The organism is Brevundimonas sp. SS2672 (genome assembly GCF_059579685.1).
This window is the reverse complement of record NZ_CM184201.1, coordinates 1,075,630-1,095,223: the sequence shown is the minus strand read 5'-3', so window position 1 is coordinate 1,095,223 and position 19,594 is coordinate 1,075,630. Positions and strand designations below refer to the sequence as shown.

At 67.8% G+C, this 19,594-nt stretch carries 17 protein-coding genes, 1 tRNA gene and 2 pseudogenes; 12 read left to right on the top strand and 8 right to left on the bottom strand.

Annotated features, from left to right (window positions below; all coding sequences use genetic code 11):
* Positions 1-128 precede the first annotated feature (128 nt).
* Both AC52GN_RS05500 and AC52GN_RS05495 read left to right on the top strand, forming a co-directional pair.
* A complete protein-coding gene (locus AC52GN_RS05500; protein WP_291781821.1) occupies positions 129-1,031 on the top strand; it encodes a flagellar motor protein MotB in 903 nt (300 codons plus the stop codon).
* 133 nt (positions 1,032-1,164) lie between these two features.
* Positions 1,165-1,896, top strand: a complete 732-nt coding sequence (locus AC52GN_RS05495) for an arginyltransferase (protein ID WP_496528438.1) — start codon at positions 1,165-1,167, stop codon at positions 1,894-1,896.
* Positions 1,897-2,054: 158 nt separating this feature from the next.
* Here the strand turns inward: AC52GN_RS05495 and AC52GN_RS05490 are convergent, their stop codons facing one another.
* The 3 genes from AC52GN_RS05490 to parC form a co-directional block, all read right to left on the bottom strand.
* Positions 2,055-3,083 carry a M48 family metallopeptidase gene (locus AC52GN_RS05490; protein WP_496528437.1) on the bottom strand — a complete coding sequence of 343 codons (1,029 nt, stop codon included), beginning with the start codon at positions 3,081-3,083 and terminating at the stop codon, positions 2,055-2,057.
* Between the two features lie 6 nt (positions 3,084-3,089).
* Complete coding sequence (locus tag AC52GN_RS05485; protein WP_496528436.1) at positions 3,090-3,659, bottom strand: LemA family protein; 570 nt, start codon at positions 3,657-3,659, stop codon at positions 3,090-3,092.
* Positions 3,660-3,958: 299 nt separating this feature from the next.
* Positions 3,959-6,172, bottom strand: a complete 2,214-nt coding sequence (parC, locus tag AC52GN_RS05480; RefSeq protein WP_496528435.1) for a DNA topoisomerase IV subunit A — start codon at positions 6,170-6,172, stop codon at positions 3,959-3,961.
* A gap of 104 nt (positions 6,173-6,276) precedes the next feature.
* Between parC and AC52GN_RS05475 the strand changes: the two genes are divergently transcribed.
* Positions 6,277-7,350 (top strand): NAD(P)H-dependent flavin oxidoreductase, encoded by a 1,074-nt coding sequence (locus tag AC52GN_RS05475; RefSeq protein WP_496528434.1) that lies wholly within the window; start codon positions 6,277-6,279, stop codon positions 7,348-7,350.
* 31 nt (positions 7,351-7,381) lie between these two features.
* Here the strand turns inward: AC52GN_RS05475 and recO are convergent, their stop codons facing one another.
* Both recO and AC52GN_RS05465 read right to left on the bottom strand, forming a co-directional pair.
* The gene (gene recO / locus AC52GN_RS05470) at positions 7,382-8,113 is read right to left on the bottom strand and encodes a DNA repair protein RecO (protein WP_496528433.1); all 732 of its coding nucleotides are present in this window, start codon (positions 8,111-8,113) and stop codon (positions 7,382-7,384) included.
* Complete coding sequence (locus AC52GN_RS05465; protein ID WP_452111222.1) at positions 8,113-8,568, bottom strand: nuclear transport factor 2 family protein; 456 nt, start codon at positions 8,566-8,568, stop codon at positions 8,113-8,115. The genes recO and AC52GN_RS05465 overlap by 1 nt, the downstream gene beginning before the upstream one ends.
* A gap of 125 nt (positions 8,569-8,693) precedes the next feature.
* Here AC52GN_RS05465 and AC52GN_RS05460 point away from each other — a divergent pair.
* The 9 genes and pseudogenes from AC52GN_RS05460 to AC52GN_RS05420 form a co-directional block, all read left to right on the top strand.
* Positions 8,694-8,861: pseudogene (locus AC52GN_RS05460) on the top strand (LuxR C-terminal-related transcriptional regulator); the annotation flags it as partial.
* A gap of 124 nt (positions 8,862-8,985) precedes the next feature.
* On the top strand, positions 8,986-9,270 hold the full coding sequence (locus AC52GN_RS05455) for a hypothetical protein (protein WP_496528847.1): 285 nt from the start codon (positions 8,986-8,988) through the stop codon (positions 9,268-9,270).
* A gap of 93 nt (positions 9,271-9,363) precedes the next feature.
* Complete coding sequence (locus tag AC52GN_RS05450) at positions 9,364-9,720, top strand: hypothetical protein (RefSeq protein ID WP_496528432.1); 357 nt, start codon at positions 9,364-9,366, stop codon at positions 9,718-9,720.
* A gap of 15 nt (positions 9,721-9,735) precedes the next feature.
* Positions 9,736-10,185, top strand: coding sequence for a hypothetical protein (locus AC52GN_RS05445; protein WP_496528431.1), 450 nt, complete (start codon positions 9,736-9,738; stop codon positions 10,183-10,185).
* A gap of 33 nt (positions 10,186-10,218) precedes the next feature.
* On the top strand, positions 10,219-12,549 hold the full coding sequence (locus AC52GN_RS05440; RefSeq protein WP_496528430.1) for a hydantoinase/oxoprolinase family protein: 2,331 nt from the start codon (positions 10,219-10,221) through the stop codon (positions 12,547-12,549).
* The gene (locus AC52GN_RS05435; protein ID WP_496528429.1) at positions 12,546-13,850 is read left to right on the top strand and encodes a hydantoinase B/oxoprolinase family protein; all 1,305 of its coding nucleotides are present in this window, start codon (positions 12,546-12,548) and stop codon (positions 13,848-13,850) included. Before AC52GN_RS05440 ends, AC52GN_RS05435 begins: the two co-directional genes overlap by 4 nt.
* 56 nt (positions 13,851-13,906) lie before the next feature.
* On the top strand, positions 13,907-14,641 hold the full coding sequence (locus tag AC52GN_RS05430; protein WP_496528428.1) for a DUF969 domain-containing protein: 735 nt from the start codon (positions 13,907-13,909) through the stop codon (positions 14,639-14,641).
* Positions 14,638-15,609, top strand: a complete 972-nt coding sequence (locus tag AC52GN_RS05425; protein WP_496528427.1) for a DUF979 domain-containing protein — start codon at positions 14,638-14,640, stop codon at positions 15,607-15,609. Before AC52GN_RS05430 ends, AC52GN_RS05425 begins: the two co-directional genes overlap by 4 nt.
* A complete protein-coding gene (locus AC52GN_RS05420; protein ID WP_496528426.1) occupies positions 15,606-16,616 on the top strand; it encodes a DUF2891 domain-containing protein in 1,011 nt (336 codons plus the stop codon). Before AC52GN_RS05425 ends, AC52GN_RS05420 begins: the two co-directional genes overlap by 4 nt.
* Before the next feature lie 22 nt (positions 16,617-16,638).
* Here AC52GN_RS05420 and AC52GN_RS05415 read toward each other — a convergent pair.
* The 3 genes and pseudogenes from AC52GN_RS05415 to lon form a co-directional block, all read right to left on the bottom strand.
* Positions 16,639-16,715, bottom strand: a tRNA-Val gene (locus AC52GN_RS05415).
* A 47-nt stretch (positions 16,716-16,762) separates the two neighbouring features.
* Positions 16,763-17,038 carry an HU family DNA-binding protein gene (locus tag AC52GN_RS05410; RefSeq protein WP_291781749.1) on the bottom strand — a complete coding sequence of 92 codons (276 nt, stop codon included), beginning with the start codon at positions 17,036-17,038 and terminating at the stop codon, positions 16,763-16,765.
* Between the two features lie 119 nt (positions 17,039-17,157).
* Positions 17,158-19,558: pseudogene (lon, locus tag AC52GN_RS05405) on the bottom strand (endopeptidase La).
* Between the last annotated feature and the right edge of the window lie 36 nt (positions 19,559-19,594).

The following is a 19,594-nucleotide window of genomic DNA, read 5'->3' as shown; positions in this document are numbered from 1 at the left end:
GGCCCTCAGCTAGGCCGTGAAGCCCGTATCGGCAAGGGCGCGGCGGGCCGTCGCATGGCGCCGCAACCGCTTCTTAAGCCCCTCATGGGATTTAGGGCGAACGAACACGGTTAAGACGGACCCGCCCTATGGCGCTGAATGATCGCCCGATCCTGATCAAGAAGGTGAAGAAGGTATCCGGACACGGCCACCACGGCGGCGCGTGGAAGGTGGCCTACGCCGACTTCGTCACCGCCATGATGGCTTTCTTCCTGTTGATGTGGCTGATCAACACGACCGATCCGGAGCAGAAGCGCGGCATCGCCGAATATTTCGCCCCGGCCAACGTCTCGGCCTCGACCTCGGGCTCCGGCGGCATCCTGGGCGGCACCTCGCTGGGCGATTCCGAAGGGGCCAAGGGCGCCGGCTCCAACGCCGTCATCGAACAGCTGGCCCCCGAAGCCCCCGACGCGCCGCAGGAAGCCGGCCAGAACTCCAACCTGGCCTCGGCCAGCGAGGCCGCCCTGCGCGCCGAGATCGCCCGTCGCGAGGCCGCCGACTTCGCCAGCGCCGCCGAATCCCTGCGCCAGGCCATGCAGTCCATGCCGGAACTGGCCGAACTGTCGAAACAGCTGATCATCGACCAGACGCCCGAGGGCCTGCGCATCCAGCTGGTGGATCAGGAAGGCCGCTCGATGTTCGAGAACGGCTCCTCGCGCCCCAATCCGCGCGCCCAGTTGCTGCTGCGCGCCGTGGCCAAGGTCATCAACCAACTGCCCAACCGCATCTCCATCACCGGCCACACCAACGCCGTCGCCGGCTCCAGCCGCGCCAGCAGCCCCGGCGACTGGCCCCTGTCCTCGGCCCGCGCCGACGCCTCGCGTCTGGTGCTGCAGGGTTCAGGCGTGAACACCGACCGGGTCTATTCCGTCGCAGGCAAGGCGGGGTCCGATCCCCTCTATCCCGACGACCCGTCGCTGGCGGGCAACCGCCGCATCGCCATCGTCCTGCTGCGCGAAGCGCCGGTCCTGCCCACGGACACCAGCCTGTGAGGCCGTGCGGCGACGCCCTCGCCGCACGAAGAAGGCTTGCGAAAACGGCTGGTTGCGCGCCAAATCAGAATATGAGCCGCGCGTACCCATCCAGCCCCTGTGCGGGCGCTGATTTCGTCACGGAGCGACAGCCGTGACCCAGCACTTCTTCTCGCGCCAGCTTCGCTTCTTCATGACCGCCAGCGCGCCCTGCCCCTATCTGCCGGGGCAGTTCGAACGCAAGGTCTTCGCCAACCTGCCGTTCAGCGACGGGGCCGACGTCAACGACGCCCTGACCCAGGCCGGGTTCCGTCGCAGCCAGAACATCGCCTATCGCCCGGCGTGCGAGGCCTGCATCGCCTGCGTCTCGGTGCGGATTCCGGTGGCGGATTTCGAACCCTCGCGCTCACGTCGCCGCATCCTGGCGCGCAACGCCGACCTATCGCGCGGTCTGGTCGAGGCCGAGGCGACGATGGAGCAGTTCGACCTGTTGCGCCGCTATCTGAACGCCCGCCACCCCGGCGGCGGCATGAGCGACATGGGCTGGCTGGACTATGTGTCGATGGTCGAGGACACGGCCGTCCGCACCCATCTGATCGAATACCGCCTGCCCAGCGAGGATGACGGCCCCGGCCGTCTGGTCGGCGTCTGCCTGACCGACCTGCTGCATGACGGCCTGTCGATGGTCTACAGCTTCTTCGATCCGGATCTGGAGCGCCGCAGCCTGGGCCGTTTCGCCATCCTCGACCACCTGCATCAGGCCGAGACCGTCGGGCTGCCCTATGTCTACCTCGGCTACTGGGTCCAGGGTTCGCCCAAGATGGACTACAAGGCCGAGTTCCGCCCGCTGGAGGCATTGCGCCCCTGGGGCTGGGAGCGGCTGTAAAGCCCTTTCTCCTTCTCCCCTTGCGGGAGAAGGTGGCAGGCGAAGCCTGACGGATGAGGGGTTGCTGGACATTGGCCAGACCGGCCTCTTTTTCAGATTTCGGATAGACCCCTCATCCGGCCCTGACGGGCCACCTTCTCCCGCAAGGGGAGAAGGGATCAGGTGGTCGGCACCGCCGTGCCCGCCGCTTGCGGCGCTCCGCCCCACGGGCCGTCGTCCCGGCCGCCGGCGAACTGCACCAACGCAGCGATCCGCTTCTCGATCGGCGGGTGCGTCGCGAACAGGCCTGAGAATCCCGCCTTGTCGGCCGTATTGTCCAGGAACATGCCGCGCAGTTCGTCCGGCGCCTCGACCTTCGACTGGCCCGACACCTTGCGCAAAGCCGAGATCATGGCGTCCGGATTCTTGGTCAGCTCCACTGCGCCGGCGTCGGCCACATACTCGCGCGTCCGCGACAGGGTCATGCGGATGACGGCGGCCAGGCCGAAACCGATCACCCCGATCGCCAGACCGATCAGGATCAGGGGCATGGCGTTCTTGTTGTTCCCGCCGCGGCCGCCGCGCACATAGAACAGGCTGCGGAACACCAGTTCGGCCACCACGCTGATGATCCCTGCGAAGATCGAGGCGATCACCATGGTCCGCACGTCCTTGTTGATGACGTGGGTCAACTCGTGCGCCAGGACGCATTCCATCTCGTCGCGGTTCAGGGTCTGCATCAGGCCGCGCGTGACGGTGACGCTGTAGTTGCCCTCGTGCAGGCCGGACGCATAGGCGTTCAGCGACGGACTTTCGATGATGCGCACGGTCGGCGTCTTCATCCCGCGCGAGATCGCCAGGTTCTCCAGCAGATTATAGAGTTCCGGTTCGACCCGACGCTCGACCTTGCGCGCGCCGGTCATGACGTCGATCATCATCTGGTTGCCGAAATAGGCGATGACGAACCAGATCGCCGCCGCGATGGCGGCGAAGGGCACGGTCCAGCCCAGCATGGAGGCCGCCAGCGCCAGGTCCTGGCCCAGATCGCCGCCCGAGTTGGGCAGCAGGCCGAACCCCATCATCAGCACCTGGACGCCGAACAGGATGCCGACCAGCAGCACCGGGAACCCGGCCAGCAGGATCGCTGACCGGGCGTTGTTGCGCCAGATGTGGGTCTTGAGGCCGACGGCCTGACCGAAAACCGCCATTGGGGCTTAGAACTTCACCGTCGGCGGCGCGGCGTTCAGGCCGGCGCGCTCGCTTTCGCCCACGTCGAAGAAGGGCTTGTCGGCGCCGAAGCCGAACATCCCGGCGAACAGAACGGTCGGAAACTGGCGGCGCACGGCGTTGAACTCGCTGACCGCATTGTTGAAGAAGCGGCGCGCGGCGGCCAGCTTGTTCTCGATGTCCGACAGGTCCGTCTGCAACTGCTGGAAGTTGGCGTTGGCCTTCAGGTCCGGATAGGCCTCGGACACGGCGAACAGCCGGCCGAGCGTCGCCGTCAGCATGTTCTCGGCCTGCACCTTCTCATCGACGGTGCGAGCCCCCGCAGCGGCGGCGCGCGCCTGGGTCACGGCGTCCAGGGTGCCGCGCTCGTGCGTGGCGTAGCCCTTCACCGTCTCGACCAGATTGGGGATCAGGTCCTGACGCTGCTTCAGCTGCACGTCGATGTCCGCGAACGACTGGTTCGCCGTCTGGTCCAGCTTCACCAGCCGGTTGTAGGCGCCGACCACGACGAACAGCAGAATGACGACGATGACGCCGATGATGATCCAGGTGATCATTGAGCCTCCTCCGAAAGATCAGGCGTGAATATGGGGGGCAACCTGCGTCGCGCCTAATGAAAATCCCGACATACGCGGTCTTCTGACGCACCCGGCTTGTGCGGTGAAAGAACGGCGTACTACCTGTGCTGCATGAAGATGAGAGATCAGACCCTCACCGTACTCCTGGGCATCGGAGCGGTGGCCGCGGGGATCGCCTTCATGGCTTTCCTGGCCGCCTTCCTGTTCAGCATCTACGTGTCGTTCTTCGCCGCCTGAGGCGTCGCGCTCCTCCCCACGCCGTGGAGAGGAACTGACGATCAGCGGAACTTCCTCAGGCCGCGCGGGCCCTGGCGGCCGGCCCCGGCGCGCTTGCCCAGCCAGTCCTTCCAGTCGGCCCAGTTGCGGCGGCGGCCGCCGCCGTCGACCCATTCCGGCCCCTGTTCGGCGTTGAACACCGCCACGTCGGCCAGGCCGCCCTGCTTGTAGTTCTGCAGCTTCACGCCCTTGCCACGGCCCATTTCGGGTAGTTCGGCCAGGGGGAAGATCAGGGTCTTGATGTTCTCGCCGATGGTCGCGACGTGATCGCCGACAGGCGTTTGGGGGACCCGCAGCATGGCCAGCATCTCGCCGTTCAGCACCTGCTTGCCGCCGCGCTTCTGAGCCAGAAGATCGTTTTCCGGCGCCACGAAGCCGTAACCGGCCTTGGACGCGATCAGCAGCTTCGCATCGGGTTCGTGCGCCACGACGTTGATGATGTCGGCCTTCTCGTCCAGGTCGATCATCAGGCGCAGCGGTTCGCCATGCCCGCGTCCCGACGCCAGCTTGTCGGCGCCGATGGTGAAGATGCGGCCGTCCGAGGCGCCGATCAGCAGCTTGTCCGTCGTATAGGCGGGGACCAGGAAGCCCAGCTTGTCGCCTTCCTTGAACTTCAGCTCGGAGGGGTCGTCGACCTTGCCCTTGGCGGCGCGGATCCAGCCGCGATCCGACAGGATGACGGTAATCGCCTCACGCGGGATGAAGGCCTCCGGCGCGACGAAGGCCGAGGCGTCGACCGCCTCGCCGATCACAGTGCGGCGCGGCGAGATCAGCGCCTTGCGGACGGCCTCCAGCTCCTTGCCGATGGCCTTCCATTGCTTGGCCTCGGAGGACGTCAGCGCCTGCAGCGCTGCAAGTTCTTCCGACAGCTCCTTGAATTCCTTCTCGATCGTCATCTCTTCGAGACGGGCCAGCTGGCGCAGGCGGGTGTCGAGAATGAAGTCGGCCTGAAGTTCGCTCAGTCCGAAGGTCGCGATCAGGGCCGCCTTGGGCTGCTCTTCCTCGCGGACGATGCGGATGACCTCGTCCAGGTTCAGGAAGACGATGCGCAGGCCTTCCAATAGGTGCAGGCGCTTTTCGACGCGGGCGATGCGCCACTGGCTGCGGCGGTTCAGCACCACGCGGCGGTGATCAAGGAAGGCCCGCAGACAGTCCTTCAGCCCCATGACGCGCGGCGTGCCGGTGGCGTCCAGCACGTTCATGTTGATGGGGAAGCGCGTCTCCAGATCGGAAAGCTTGAACAAGCTTTCCATAAGGACTTCAGGCTCTACCGTCCGGGACTTGGGCTCCAGGATCAGGCGGATGTCCTCGGCCGACTCATCGCGGACGTCGGCCAGCAGGGGCGCCTTCTTGTTCTCGATCAGGTCGGCCAACTGTTCGATCAGCTTGGACTTCTGCACCTGATAGGGGATTTCGGTGACGACGATGCGCCAGACGCCTCGGCCCAGATCCTCGGTGTCCCAGGCGGCGCGCAGGCGCACACCGCCCCGGCCCGTCTCATAGGCGTCCAGCATGGACGCATGGCCTTCAACCGACACGCCGCCGGTGGGGAAGTCCGGCCCCGGCACGATCTTGACCAGGTCCTCGGTCGTGGCGTCCGGCCGCTCCAGCAGCAGGTGGCAGGCGTCGATCAGTTCGCCGACGTTATGCGGCGGGATCGAGGTCGCCATGCCCACGGCGATGCCCGACGACCCGTTGGCCAGCAGATTGGGGAAACCCGCCGGCAGGACCACCGGCTCCTCGTCCTGATCGTCATAGGTGGGGCGGAAGTCGACCGCGTCCTGATCGATGCCGTCCAGCAGCAGGACGGCCGCGGGCGTCAGCTTGCACTCCGTATAGCGCATGGCCGCCGCGCTATCGCCGTCGATGTTGCCGAAGTTCCCCTGGCCGTCGACCAGCGGATAGCGCTGGGCGAAATCCTGCGCCAGACGGACCAGCGCCTCGTAAATCGAGGCGTCGCCATGCGGGTGATAGCCGCCCATGACCTCGCCGACGACCTTGGCGCATTTGCGCGCCGCCGCCTGCGGGTTCAGCCGCATCTGATGCATGGCGTACATGATGCGCCGGTGCACCGGCTTGAAGCCGTCGCGCACGTCGGGCAGCGCGCGGTTGGTGATGGTCGACAGGGCGTAGGCCAAATAGCGGCGCGACAGCGCCTCGCCCATCGGCTCTTCAACGATGCGGCCGCCGTCCGGCGTCGGGGTGTGGATGGTCATACGGCTTCAGAATCAATGATCGGACGAGGAAAGTCTAGCGCAGCCGGGGCCTGACGCCGGGATTGTCAGCGCCTATCTGTGCAGAAACGCGCGAAGGAGCCCCGATGAAGACCGCCTTGACCGACCGCCTCGGCCTGTCCTTCCCCTTGATCCAGGCGCCGATGGCCGGAACCTCGACCGCCGAACTGGCCGCCGCCGTGTCGAACGCGGGGGCGCTGGGCTCCATCGCCCTGGGCGCCATCGACGCCGAGGCGAGCCGGAAGGCCATCCGGGCGGCGAAGGCGCTGACCGACCGGCCGTTCAACGTCAATCTGTTCTGCCATACGCCGATCGCGGCCGAGCCGGTGCGCGACGCCGTCTGGATCGACAGCCTGCGCCCGATCTTCAGTGAATTCGGCGCGGCCCCGCCCGAACACCTCAACGACATCTACCAGAGCTTCCTGACCGACGACGCCAAGCTGGCTGTGCTGGTCGAGGAAAGGCCCGCCGTGGTCAGCGTCCATTTCGGCCTGCCGCGCGCCGATCAGATCGCGGCGCTGAAGGCGGCGGGCTGCGTCCTGATCGCCAGCGCCACCACGCCCGAGGAAGGCCGCGCCGCCGTCGCCGCCGGATTCGACATGGTGATCGCCCAGGGAGTCGAGGCGGGCGGCCATCGCGGCGTCTTCGACCCGGCCGACGATCCGCGCTTCGCCACCCTGCCGCTGACGCGCCTGCTGGCGCGCGACCTGCCGGTTCCGGTCATCGCGGCGGGCGGCGTCATGGACGGCGCAGGGATCGCGGCGGCGCTGGCGCTGGGCGCGGCCGGGGCGCAGATGGGCACAGCCTTCGCCGCCTGCCCGGAGTCGGCAGCCGATGCGGCCTATCGGATGGCGCTGGCAGGAGCGGAGGCCAGGCGTACGCGGGTCAGCGCCGCCATCTCGGGGCGTCCGGCGCGCGGGGTGGAGAACGCCTTCATGCGCCGCGCCGATGAGGCGAAGATCGCCGCCTATCCCTACGCCTACGATCTCGGCAAGGCGCTGAACGCGGCGGCCAGGGCGAAGGGCGACAACGGCTACGCGCCGCACTGGGCCGGGCAAGGCGCGCCGCTGGGCCGCGCCCTGCCCGCCGCCGAACTGGTCGTGACGCTGCAAAGGGAAATGCGTGAGGCGATTGCGGGGTTGTCGGCGCTGAGCCGGTAAGCTCACACGCTCAAATCCCGTCTCCCCGGAACTACAGCCGCCCCGCCTCGCCCAGTTTGTCGATCATCCAGATCCGCGCGGGCGGCAGCGGCCGGTTCAGGGCGTGGAAAACGAACTGCTCAAGAAAGTGCCCGGTCAGCTCCAGCCCCGCCTTCACGTCGCCCTCCCCCAGGCCTGCCTGCGCGCCCAGCATGAAGGGCGGCAGGGTCAGCAGCTTGTCGGCATAGGGGGCGCCGGCCTCCCGGCTGACGGCGCGGCCGGTGCGGGGGCTGACCCAGACCAGATCGTCCATCGACCCTGTTGAGGCGCAGCGCGACAGGTCGAGACCGAAACCCAGATCCTCCAACAACCCAGCCTCGAACCGCACGAAGATGGCGGGCCAGACCTCAGGCAGGGCGAAGGCGCCCATCAGGGCCTCGAAAGCATAGAAGGCGCCGGGATGCGGCTCCCGCTCCGGCAGGGCGCCCTGCGCCACCGCAGCGGCGGCGCTGAGGCCAGTCAGGGCCAGCGGGTCGTCGAACAGGGCGGCGGGGCCTTCGCCCACCGGCTCCAGCCGCGCCGAGCCCAGCTGATCCGAGGTCCGCGACCGCAGATCGGCCACGACCCGCGCGCCCGGCTGAAGAAAGGGCCGCATCCGACGCGACGCCCCGCCCGCGACATAGGCGGCGCGACGGCCGTGATGCTCGGTCAACAGATCGACCACCGCCCCCGTATCGCCATGCGCCCGCGCCGACAGCACGAAGGCGTCGTCCTGAACCTCCATCAGTCGGCCTTGATGGCGTCGACGACGGCGCGCGCCTTATCGTTCGGCACGGCGAAGCTGAGGACGTATTGCTCGATCTTCCAGCCGTCGTCGGTCAGGCGCAGGATGCCCGAGCCGCGCGTCGTTCCATAGGCGTCATTGTCCAGCACCTCGTCAAACCAGGCGATGCAGCGGCAGTCGATCGGGGCGACGGTCACGGTCCGCGCCGTCGGCCGATAGGTCCAGCCCTTGCCTTGCGAGAAATAGGGCATGGCGTAGGCCCGGAACTCCGGCAGGCTCCACCGCTCGCCCGCGTCGGTGCCGATGAAGCGGGCGTCCGGGGTGAAGGTCGCGAAATAGGCCTCGCCGTCCGCGACGGAGGCGGCGGCGTGCATGGCGTCCAGGGTGCGTTCGACCGAGGCGGTCTCGGCCGGTGCGGCAGATAGCTGGAGCATCATCAGAGCGGCGGCGATCATGGAGATGTTCTAGTCCTGTTCCAACGCTGGGGGAAGCGCATCCGTCTGGAGTCAGGCCAGCCCTTGCCCCTGCCCTCCGGCTGGGCGAAAGGTAACATCGCGTGTTGGGTTAAGGAATCTGACCAGTGACGAGTCTGGTGGAGCGGCTGACGGAGCGGGAACGGCAATGCCTGCAGCTCGTCCATGCCCACTTCAATTCCAAGCAGATCGCACGCCAGCTCGGCATCAAGCCCGGAACCGTCGACCGCCACTGCGAAAACGCCGTGAGAAAGCTGCAGGTCGACAGCCGCGTGGCCGCCGCCCTGGCGCTGGCTTCGGAAAGCCGGTCGCGCATTGGGAACGCTTCCCAAGACGGATCGGCGCCAATGTTCGAGACGGTCGATTTTGCGCTGGATCGGGTCGCTGAAAGGGCGCCCGATGACCGATCCCGAAGACATGATGCCGCCGCTGAAATGGCGCGAGTTGGAAGCCGTGTTTCACCAACTGGCTCCGACCGAAACGAAGAAGCGGATGGTCCGTCATCTGATCGAGGGGACCCGCAAACAAGCGGCGTTCCTTACGCCGACGGCCGTGATGACGGAGCTGGCCTACATCGCCGCAGCGATGCTGGACTCCAACTTCTCTCCCTCGGAGCAGGAAGCGGGCGCCTCGGAAGCCTTCTGGTCGTCTTCGGCGTCGCCGCCGCAGCGGCCTGGATCCTGACAGCTGCAGCCGGCGCTCAGAGGTTCGCCTTCGTGCTGCAGCACCTGCGGTATGGGGGTTGACCCGGCGCCCGTTCAATACGGAACGAGTGATATGAAAAGAAACGAAGAGGCGACGCTCATCGCCACGAGAATCCAACGCGCCCTGTGCCGCGCCGAACAGGGGCAGGACCAGTCCATCGACCGATTGGGCCAACTGGCCCAGGCCCTGACGCGCGGGCGTCGCGCCGCCGGCCTCTCGACCACCGTCGGCCAGCCGGCCTTCGACGCCCTGGCGCGCGCCATGGCGGCCCAGGTCGAGGCCCAGAAGGCCATGGTCGAACTTCACGGCGCGCTCGCCGAGGTGAAAGGCCAGACGCGTTTCCGCAGCATACGTCTGGGCGGTCTGGACAAGGCGGACGACCCGGTGCCGCGCGAAACCCGTCTGGCCCTGGTTGATCGGGCGGCCTGAATCGATGAGGGTGACATGGCGGCCATGTCACCCATCTACCTCTTCACCCTCGTCTTTCTGGTTCTGACCGCGCTCCTCGCCCTGTGGCGCGGCGGGCCATGGCAACGCGCCCTCTCCATCGCCCTGGGGGTCGCCTGGCTGATTTCCCAGATCGTTCCGTTTGACTACCGCACGCCCCCGTGGGCGGCCGTGTCGGCCGACGGCCTGGTCTTCCTGCTCCTGCTTTACGGCTCTGCGCGAAGCGGAACCTGGTGGATGCCGATTGCAGCGGCCTTCCAGTTCCTGGTGCTCGCCACCCACTACGTCTTCATCACTGACATCAGGCTGGAGCAATGGGCCTATGTCTCGGCCTACTACGTCTGGAACATCGGGCTGATCGCGACGCTATTCGTCTCCTGCCTGCTGTACCGGCGCAAAGCGCGGGCGCCGCATCCTGCGGGCCACGGAAAAACGCAAGCCGACTAGCGCGATCCCGCTTCCGGGCCGTAAACCAGACCCATGAGCAAGATGAATGCGAATTGGCGTTTCTGGATCGATCGCGGCGGCACCTTCACCGACATCGTCGCCCGCGCGCCCGACGGCGCGCTCAGGACCGGCAAGCTGCTGTCGGTCAATCCCGAGCAGTACGCCGACGCCGCCGTCGAGGGCGTCCGGCGGATGCTGGGCGCCGCGCCCGGCCCGCTGGCGGCGGGCCTGGTCGATGAGGTGCGCATGGGCACCACCGTCGCCACCAACGCCTTGCTAGAGCGCAAGGGTGAGCCGACCGTGCTGGCGATCACCGCCGGGTTCGGCGACGCCCTGCGGATCGGCTGGCAAGCCCGGCCCGACCTGTTCGCACGCCACATCCGCCTGAACGATCAGCTTTACGACCGCGTGGTCGAGATCGATGAGCGCCTGACCGCCGACGGCGCCGTCGATCGTCCTCTGGACGAGGCGAAGGCGCGGGCTGATCTGACGGCGGCCCATGCGGCGGGCTTCCGCGCCGTGGCCATCGTCCTGGTCCACGGCTGGCGCTTCATCGATCACGAGCGACGCCTGGCCGAGATCGCGCGCGAGGTCGGCTTCGAGCAGGTCTCAGTCAGCCATGAGGTCGGGGCGCTGATCAAGCTGATCGGGCGCGGCGACACCACGGTGGCGGACGCCTATCTGTCGCCGATCCTGCGTGCCTATGTGGAGCGGGTCGGCGCCGATCTGGGCGCGGCGACGCCGCTGCAGTTCATGCAGTCCTCAGGCGGGCTGACGGCGGCCGACGCCTTCCGGGGCAAGGACGCCATCCTGTCGGGACCCGCGGGCGGCGTGGTGGCGATGGCCGAGACGGCCAGGGCCGCCGGCTTCGACCGCGTCATCGGTTTCGACATGGGCGGCACCTCGACCGACGTGTCCCATTTCGCCGGGGACTATGAGCGGACCTCCGACGCCGTGGTCGCCGGGGTGCGCCTGCGGGCGCCGATGCTGAGCATCCACACCGTGGCGGCGGGCGGCGGCTCGATCTGCCGCTTCGACGGCGGGCGACTGCGAGTCGGTCCGGAATCGGCCAGCGCCTCGCCCGGCCCCGCAGCCTATCGGCGCGGCGGGCCTCTTACGGTGACCGACTGCAACGTCATGATGGGCAAGCTCAGCGCCGACTTCTTCCCCGCCGTCTTCGGCCCGAACGCCGACCAGCCGCTGGACGCCGAGGCGGTGCGCGCGAAGTTCGAGGCCATGGCGGCCGAGGTCGAGGCCGCGACCGGCCGCCCCGTCACGCCCGGCGAACTGGCCGAGGGCTTCGTCACCATCGCCGTGCAGAACATGGCCGAGGCGATCCGCTCCATCTCGATCCAGCGCGGCTATGACGTCACCAAATATGTGCTGAACTGCTTCGGCGGCGCGGGCGGCCAGCACGCCTGCCTGGTGGCCGACGCCCTGGGCATGACCCAGGTGCTGCTGCACCCGTTCGCGGGCGTCCTGTCGGCCTACGGCATGGGCCTGGCCGAGGTGCGGGCCATCCGTCAGACCACCGTGGCCCTGCCCCTCTCGCCAGACGCCGACGCCGCCCTGGCCGAACAGGTCGAAACGCTGACAAAAGCCGCGTGCGGCGATCTGACGGCCCAGGACTTCGACGAGGCGGCCGTCTCGACCATCGCCCGCGCCGAGATCAAGTTCGCCGGGTCCGACACGCCTCTGACCGTGCCCTTCGGCCCGGCCATCGACATGGCCGCCGCCTTTGAAGAGACGCACCGCCGCCGCTTCGGCTTCTTCGCCGAGGACAAGGCCCTGGTGGTCGAGACGCTGGAGGTCGAAGCCGTCGGACGCTCGGACCAGACGCCGGACGCGCCCCCGGCGCCTGATGGCGGGGCCTCGGCGCCCGAACCGGTCGCCGCCCTGGCCGTCCGCATGGCGGGCGAGGATCGCCAGACGCCCGTCTACCGTCGTGAGGCGGTGAAGCCCGGCGCCCATGTCGACGGCCCCGCCATCCTGTTGGAAGACACCGGCACCACCGTCGTCGAACCCGGTTGGCGCGCCTCGGTCGATTCGGCGTCCAATCTGCTGCTGAAGCGCGTCGTCGCCCTGCCCGCCCGCACCGCCATCGGCACAGACGTCGATCCGATCATGCTGGAGGTGTTCAACAGCCGCTTCATGGCCTGCGCCGAACAGATGGGCGAGGCCCTGCGCGCCACCGCCTATTCGGTGAACATCAAGGAGCGGCTGGACTTCTCCTGCGCCGTCTTCGATGCGGGCGGGTCGCTGATCGCCAACGCCCCGCACATCCCGGTGCATCTGGGCTCGATGGGCGAGAGCATCCGCACCGTCATCGCCTCACGCGAGATCAGCAAGACGGTCGAGGCATGAAGGCGGGCGACGTCTATATGCTGAACGCGCCCTACAACGGCGGCACCCATCTGCCCGACATCACCGTCATCATGCCGGTGTTTCTGGACAGTGATGGCGCTCCGGCCTTCTTCGTCGCCGCGCGCGGCCACCATGCCGACGTCGGCGGGATCACGCCCGGCTCCATGCCCGCCAACTCGCGCAGCGTGGACGACGAAGGGGTGCTGATCGACGACTTCCTGCTGGTCGACGCAGGCAAGCTCTGCGAGGCCGAAACCCGCGCCCTGTTCGCCTCAGGCCCCTGGCCGTCGCGCAATGTCGATCAGAACCTGTCGGACCTGAAGGCCCAGGTCGCCGCCTGCACGCGCGGCGCTCAGGAGCTGATCCGCATGACCGGCGAGTTCGGCCGCAAGGTCGTCACCGCCTATATGGGCCACGTCCAGGACAACGCCGAAGAGGCCGTTCGCCGCGCCGTCGCCGCACTGAAGCCCGGCGTCTTCGCCTATGAGATGGACGACGGCGCCGTCATCCGCGTCCGCATCGACGTGGACGCCGAGGCCCGCAGCGCGGTCGTCGACTTCACCGGAACCAGCGACCAGTTGCCGACCAACTTCAACGCCCCGCTGTCGATCGCAAGGGCGGCGACCCTCTATGTCTTCCGCACCCTGGTGGACGACGCCATTCCGCTGAACGAGGGCTGTCTGAAGCCGATCGAGCTGATCGTGCCGGAAGGCTCGATGCTGAACCCGCGCTATCCCGCCGCCGTGGTGGCGGGCAACGTCGAGACCAGCCAGGCCGTGGTCGATGCGCTTTACGGCGCGCTGGGCGTTCTGGCCTCCAGCCAGGGGACGATGAACAACTTCACCTTCGGCGACGACGCGCGTCAGTATTACGAAACCATCGCCGGCGGCTCGGGCGCCGGGCCTGACTTCGACGGAACCGCCGCCGTTCAGACCCATATGACCAACAGCCGCCTGACCGACCCCGAGGTGCTGGAGACGCGCTTCCCCGTGCTGCTGGAGGCATTCTCCATCCGGCGCGGCTCGGGCGGCGAGGGCCTGCATCGCGGCGGCGACGGGGCCGTGCGGCGGATGCGCGTACTTGAGCCGATGACGGCGGCCATCCTGTCCAACCACCGCCGCGTGCCGCCCTTCGGCGCGGACGGCGGCGAACCCGGCGCAGTCGGGATCAATCGGGTCGAGCGGGCCGACGGTCGGGTCGAGCCGTTGGGCGCCACGGCCGAGGTCGCCATGGCGCCCGGCGACGTCTTCGTCATCGAGACGCCCGGCGGCGGCGGCTTCGGCGCGAAAGACGCTTCCTGAGACGCCCGAACCGCGTAACCATTCGCTAGAAGTCCGTCTGGGGAGGGCGTGATCCGATGCTGGTGCTGCTGGGGATACTGATCGTGGTCGCGGGCTTTGTCGCCCGGATCAATCCGCTGATCGTCATTCTGGTCGCGGCCATCGCCACCGGGGTGCTGGCGGCGGTCGGGCCGGGCGTGGACGCACACGCGCTCTTGCAGGCCGGGATCGACACCATTGCGCGCTTTGGTCAGGCCTTTAACGACAACCGCTATTTCCACATCACCTGGCTGGTGCTGCCGGTGATCGGCCTGCTGGAACGCGCGGGCCTGCAGGAACGGGCGCGCGATCTGGTGACCAAGGTCAAGGCGGCCACGGCCGGACGGCTGATGCTGATCTATCTGCTGGTGCGTCAGGCGACCTCGGCGCTGGGCCTGACCTCACTCGGCGGCCATCCCCAGATGGTGCGCCCGCTGATCGCGCCGATGGCCGAAGGCGCGGCCGAGAGCACCCACGGTGCCCTGACCGACAAGGCCCGCTTCCGCATTCTCGGCATGGCGGCGGGCACGGACAACATCGGCCTGTTCTTCGGCGAGGACATCTTCATCGCCATCGGCTCCATCGTCCTGATCGTCGGCTTCCTTGAGCAGGCGGGCATCCGCGTCGAGGCGTTGCACGTCTCCCTGTGGGCCATCCCCACGGCCATCGTCGCCTTCCTGGTCCACGGCGCGCGCCTGCTGATGTTCGATCGTCAGGTGAAGAAGGACATGGCCGCGCCCGGCGCATCCGCAGACGCGGAGGGCGGCCGATGATCACGCTGGAGCACGCCTATGTCGCGACCGGGCTGATGTTCGCGGCCTTCTCCATCCTCAGCCTGCGCGATCCGCACAATCCGACGCGCTTCCGCAGCGCCCTGTTCTGGGGGCTGATCGCCCTGTCGATGCTGTTCGGCTCCTGGCTGGGCGGTCTGGGCAACGGAATCCTGGTCATCGCCCTGGTCGTCATCGGCGCCTCGGGCAAGCTGGGCGTCGGCAAGCCCGCCACCACGACGCCGGAGCAGCGCCAGGCCAGCGCCGCCCGCTGGAAGAACGCCCTGTTCGCGCCCGCCCTGATGGTGCCCCTGGTCGCCGTCGGCGGCACCCTGCTGGCCAAGCACACGGCGGCCGGCGCCTGGCTGATCTCGCCGGTGCAGACCACACTGATCTCGCTGGGGCTGGGCTGCGTCATCGCTCTGGTCGCCGCCATGGCCTGGTTCCGGCCGCCAGTCATGGCCCCGGTGCAGGAAGGCCGGCGCCTGATGGACTCCATCGGCTGGGCGGCGCTGCTGCCGCAGATGCTGGCGTCTCTGGGGGCGGTGTTCCTGGCCGCCGATGTGGGTCAGGTGGTCGGCGACCTGATCGCGCGGATCATCCCCATGACCTCCGCCTTCATGGCGGTGTTCGCCTATTGCGCGGGCATGGCCCTGTTCACGATCATCATGGGCAACGCCTTCGCCGCCTTTCCGGTCATGACCGCCGCCATCGGCCTGCCCATCGTGGTGCATCAGTTCGGCGGCGATCCCGCCATCGTCTGCGCCATCGGCATGTTGGCCGGATTCTGCGGAACGCTGATGACGCCCATGGCCGCCAACTTCAACGTGGTGCCCGCCAATCTTCTGGAGCTGCCGGACCGCAACTCGCCTTTGAACGGCGTGATCCGCGCCCAGCTTCCCACGGCGGTCGTCATGCTGTTCGCCAATATGCTGCTGATGTATTTCCTCGCTTTCCGGTTCGGATCATGACGCAAAGCCTCGACGCCGCTCTCGCCTCCCGCTTCGCCGCCACGGCCCTGGGCCATGTGACGCGCGAGTATCCCAACCACATCATGCATGTGCTGACGGGACCGCAGGACGCGCGCACGCCGCGCGACATGCACCCGATCTTCTTCGGCAGCTTCGACTGGCACTCGTGCGTCCATGGCTGGTGGACCCTGTTCACCCTCTATCGCCTGCACCCCGACATGGCCGAGGCGCCCGCCATCCGCGCCCTCGCCGCCGAGCTGTTCACGCCGCAGAACGTCGCCGGAGAAGCCGCCTATCTGGCCCGGCCCGAAGCGCGCGGCTTCGAACGCCCCTACGGCTGGGCCTGGCTGCTGATGCTGGCGGCGGAACTGGAGCGGCACGAGACGGACGAAGCCCGCCGCTGGGCCCAGACCCTGCGCCCGCTGGCCCAGGTCTTCGCCGAGCGCTTCAGGGCCTTCCTGCCGCTGGCCGACTACCCGGTGCGGACCGGAACCCACTACAACACCGCCTTCGCCCTGCGGCTGACGCTGGACTATGCGGACGCCCACGACGCCGACCTGGCCGCCCTGTGCCGCGCCGCCGCCCTGCGCTGGCACGGCGAGGACCGCGACTGTCAGGCGTGGGAGCCGTCGCAGGACGAGTTCCTGTCGCCCGCCCTGATGGAGGCCGCCCTGATGCGGCGCGCCCTGCCCCCTGAGGCCTTCCGCGCCTGGTTCGACGCCTTCCTGCCGCGCCTTGGCGACGGCCGGCCCGCGACCCTGCTAAGCCCTGCCCGCGTCAGCGACCGCACCGACGGCAAGATCGCCCATCTGGACGGGCTGAATTTGAGCCGGGGCTGGTGCTGGCGCGAGATCGTCGCCGGACTACCCGCCGAAGACCCGCGCCGCGCCATCGGAGCCGCAGCGACGGCGGTTCACCTGGACGCCGCCCTGCCCCATGTCACGGGCGACTACATGGGCGAGCACTGGCTGGCGAGCTTCGCCCTATTGGCCCTGCTGACGGACTGAAAGGCTTCCACGAAAAGGGGAATGGTAGGCGGCGACGGGTTCGAACCGCCGACCCCCTCGGTGTAAACGAGGTGCTCTGACCAGCTGAGCTAGCCGCCCACATCACCCGACTCAATATCGGGGACAGGCTTCATGCCCTGCGGCGGTCAGCCGTTCAAGGCGCTTTTCAAGCCCTCGCCGGGACGAAAGCGCGCGGTGCGCGAGGCGGGACGGGCGATTTCCTGGCCGGTCTGGGGGTTGCGAGCCACGCCCGCCTTGCGGTCCACGGCGACGAAACTGCCGAAGCCGACCAGCCGCACGTCGCGTCCCTGAACCAGCGAACCGGTCACCTGATCGGTGAAGGCTTCCAGGGCCAGCTTGGCCTGGTCGCGGCTGATGCCCGCCGCCTCGGCCATGCGGCCGATCAGTTCCGTCTTGGTCATGTCTGCGGCTCCCCTCTCGAACGAAGGGCGCACTTAAACGGCTGTCGGCGCGCAGGTCAAAAAAGAGGCGGTCCGGGTCGCCCCGAACCGCCTTCCTTCATCGGATCAGAGACCCGGCGTCAGTGGCTGACGCTGGCCCCCTCGCCCGCCGTCGGCGCCGGCGGCGTCGGGGTCATGGGCTCGGCCGCCTCGTCCCATTCGACGGGAGTCGGCGTGCCGGTCAGGGCCCACTTCAATGCCTCGTCGGCGGTAGAGATCGGGACGATCTCGAGGGCGGCCTTCACGTTTTCCGGCACCTCCTCAAGGTCCTTCTCGTTCTCCTGCGGGATCAGGACGGTCTTCACGCCCGAGCGCAGGGCCGCCAGAAGCTTCTCCTTCAGACCGCCGATGGCCGTCACCCGACCGCGCAGGGTGATCTCGCCGGTCATGGCGATGTCCTTGCGGATCGGGATGCCGGTCAGGACCGAGACCATGGCCACCGTCATGGCCACGCCGGCCGAGGGGCCGTCCTTGGGCGTGGCGCCGTCGGGGACGTGGACGTGGATGTCGGTCTTCTCGAACACCGGCGGCTTGACGCCGAAGCTGAGGGCGCGGCTGCGGACGTAGGACGCCGCCGCCGAGATCGACTCCTTCATGACCTCCTTCAGGTTGCCGGTCACGGTCATGCGGCCGCGGCCCGGCATCTTCAGGGCCTCGATGGTCAGGATGTCGCCGCCGAACTCGGTCCAGGCCAGGCCGGTGACGATGCCGACCTGATCTTCCGCATCCGTCTCGCCATAGCGGAATTTCCGCACGCCCGCGTATTCGGCCAGCTTGGCCGCATCCACGGTGATCGAGGCGGCCTTGGTCTTGGCCATCTCGCGCACCGCCTTGCGGGCCAGGCCGCCCAGGGCGCGCTCCAGCGAACGCACGCCGGCTTCGCGGGTGTAGTAGCGGATCAGGTCGCGGATCGTGTCGTCAGGGACGATCAGCTCGCCCTCCTTCAGGCCGTGGTCCTTGAGCTGCTTGGGCAGGACGTGGCGCTTGGCGATCTCGACCTTCTCATCCTCGGTGTAGCCCGAGACGCGGATGATCTCCATGCGGTCCAGCAGGGGCTGGGGCATGTTCAGGCTGTTGGCCGTGGTGACGAACATCACCGGCGACAGGTCGTAGTCGACCTCCAGATAGTGGTCGCCGAAGGTCGAGTTCTGGGCCGGGTCCAGCACTTCCAGCAGGGCCGAGGACGGGTCGCCGCGCCAGTCGGCGCCCAGCTTGTCGATCTCGTCCAGCAGGACGAAGGCGTTGGTGGTCTTGGCCTTCTTCATCGACTGGATGATCTTGCCGGGCATGGAGCCGATGTAGGTCCGGCGGTGGCCCCGGATCTCAGCCTCGTCGCGCACGCCGCCCAGCGACATGCGCACGTATTCACGCCCCGTCGCCTTGGCGATGGACTGGGCCAGCGAGGTCTTGCCGACGCCCGGAGGACCGACCAGGCACAGGATCGGCCCCTTCAGGCTCCCAGTGCGCGCCTGAACGGCCAGATACTCGATGATCCGTTCCTTGACCTTCTCCAGACCGTAGTGATCCTCTTCGAGGATGTCCTCGGCCTTCTGCAGGTCGATGGGCTTGGGCCGGGTCTTGGACCATGGGATCGACAGCAGCCAGTCGAGATAGTTACGCACCACGGTCGATTCCGCCGACATCGGCGACATGTTGCGCAGCTTCTTCAACTCCGCCTCGGCCTTGATCTCGGGCCTCCTTGGACAGGCGCGTCTTCTTGATGCGCTTTTCCAGCTCCAGCAGTTCGTCGCGAGCATCGTCGGTCTCGCCCAACTCGCGCTGGATCGCCTTCATCTGCTCGTTCAGATAATATTCGCGCTGGGTCTTCTCCATCTGCCGCTTCACGCGGCTGCGGATCTTCTTCTCGACCTGCAGGACGCTGATCTCGCCTTCCATCAGGCCATAGACCTTCTCCAGCCGCGCCGGGATGACGACGGTTTCGAGGAGGGCCTGCTTGTCGGCGATCTTGACCGACAGATGGGCGGCGACCGAATCCGCCAGCTTGGACGGATCGGTGATCTGGGGGATGGCGCTGAGGGCTTCGGGCGGGACCTTCTTGTTCAGCTTCACATAGTTTTCGAACTGCTCGATCACGGCGCGCAGCAGGGCTTCGCTCTGCGACGGGTCACCCGCCTCGTCCTCGATCTCGACGGCTTCGGCTTCGTAGTAGTCCTCACGGTCGGTGAAGCGGGTCAGGCGCGCGCGCGACTTGCCCTCGACCAGCACCTTCACGGTGCCGTCGGGCAGCTTCAGCAGTTGCAGCACCGTCGCCAGCACGCCGGTCGGATAGATGGCGTCCGTCGCCGGATCGTCGTCGACAGAGTTCTTCTGGGTGGCGAGCAGGATCTGCTTCTCGCCCTTCATGATCTCGTCGAGGGCGCGCACGGACTTCTCGCGCCCGACGAACAGGGGCACGACCATGTGCGGAAAGACGACGATGTCTCTCAGCGGCAGGACAGGGAGGATTTTGCTCTCGGTCATGATGCGTACTTTCCGGGGCCTTCGTGAATCTCCGGC

Excerpts from the sequence above, each read along its gene's own strand:
- AC52GN_RS05500 (WP_291781821.1), top strand. The coding sequence starts at position 129 with ATGGCGCTGAATGATCGCCCGATCCTGATCAAGAAGGTGAAGAAGGTA.
- AC52GN_RS05490 (WP_496528437.1), bottom strand. The coding sequence starts at position 3,083 with ATGGCGGTTTTCGGTCAGGCCGTCGGCCTCAAGACCCACATCTGGCGC.
- AC52GN_RS05485 (WP_496528436.1), bottom strand. The coding sequence starts at position 3,659 with ATGATCACCTGGATCATCATCGGCGTCATCGTCGTCATTCTGCTGTTC.
- parC (WP_496528435.1), bottom strand. The coding sequence starts at position 6,172 with ATGACCATCCACACCCCGACGCCGGACGGCGGCCGCATCGTTGAAGAG.
- AC52GN_RS05475 (WP_496528434.1), top strand. The coding sequence starts at position 6,277 with ATGAAGACCGCCTTGACCGACCGCCTCGGCCTGTCCTTCCCCTTGATC.
- recO (WP_496528433.1), bottom strand. The coding sequence starts at position 8,113 with ATGGAGGTTCAGGACGACGCCTTCGTGCTGTCGGCGCGGGCGCATGGC.
- AC52GN_RS05465 (WP_452111222.1), bottom strand. The coding sequence starts at position 8,568 with ATGATCGCCGCCGCTCTGATGATGCTCCAGCTATCTGCCGCACCGGCC.
- AC52GN_RS05455 (WP_496528847.1), top strand. The coding sequence starts at position 8,986 with ATGACCGATCCCGAAGACATGATGCCGCCGCTGAAATGGCGCGAGTTG.
- AC52GN_RS05450 (WP_496528432.1), top strand. The coding sequence starts at position 9,364 with ATGAAAAGAAACGAAGAGGCGACGCTCATCGCCACGAGAATCCAACGC.
- AC52GN_RS05445 (WP_496528431.1), top strand. The coding sequence starts at position 9,736 with ATGGCGGCCATGTCACCCATCTACCTCTTCACCCTCGTCTTTCTGGTT.
- AC52GN_RS05440 (WP_496528430.1), top strand. The coding sequence starts at position 10,219 with ATGAGCAAGATGAATGCGAATTGGCGTTTCTGGATCGATCGCGGCGGC.
- AC52GN_RS05435 (WP_496528429.1), top strand. The coding sequence starts at position 12,546 with ATGAAGGCGGGCGACGTCTATATGCTGAACGCGCCCTACAACGGCGGC.
- AC52GN_RS05430 (WP_496528428.1), top strand. The coding sequence starts at position 13,907 with ATGCTGGTGCTGCTGGGGATACTGATCGTGGTCGCGGGCTTTGTCGCC.
- AC52GN_RS05425 (WP_496528427.1), top strand. The coding sequence starts at position 14,638 with ATGATCACGCTGGAGCACGCCTATGTCGCGACCGGGCTGATGTTCGCG.
- AC52GN_RS05420 (WP_496528426.1), top strand. The coding sequence starts at position 15,606 with ATGACGCAAAGCCTCGACGCCGCTCTCGCCTCCCGCTTCGCCGCCACG.
- AC52GN_RS05410 (WP_291781749.1), bottom strand. The coding sequence starts at position 17,038 with ATGACCAAGACGGAACTGATCGGCCGCATGGCCGAGGCGGCGGGCATC.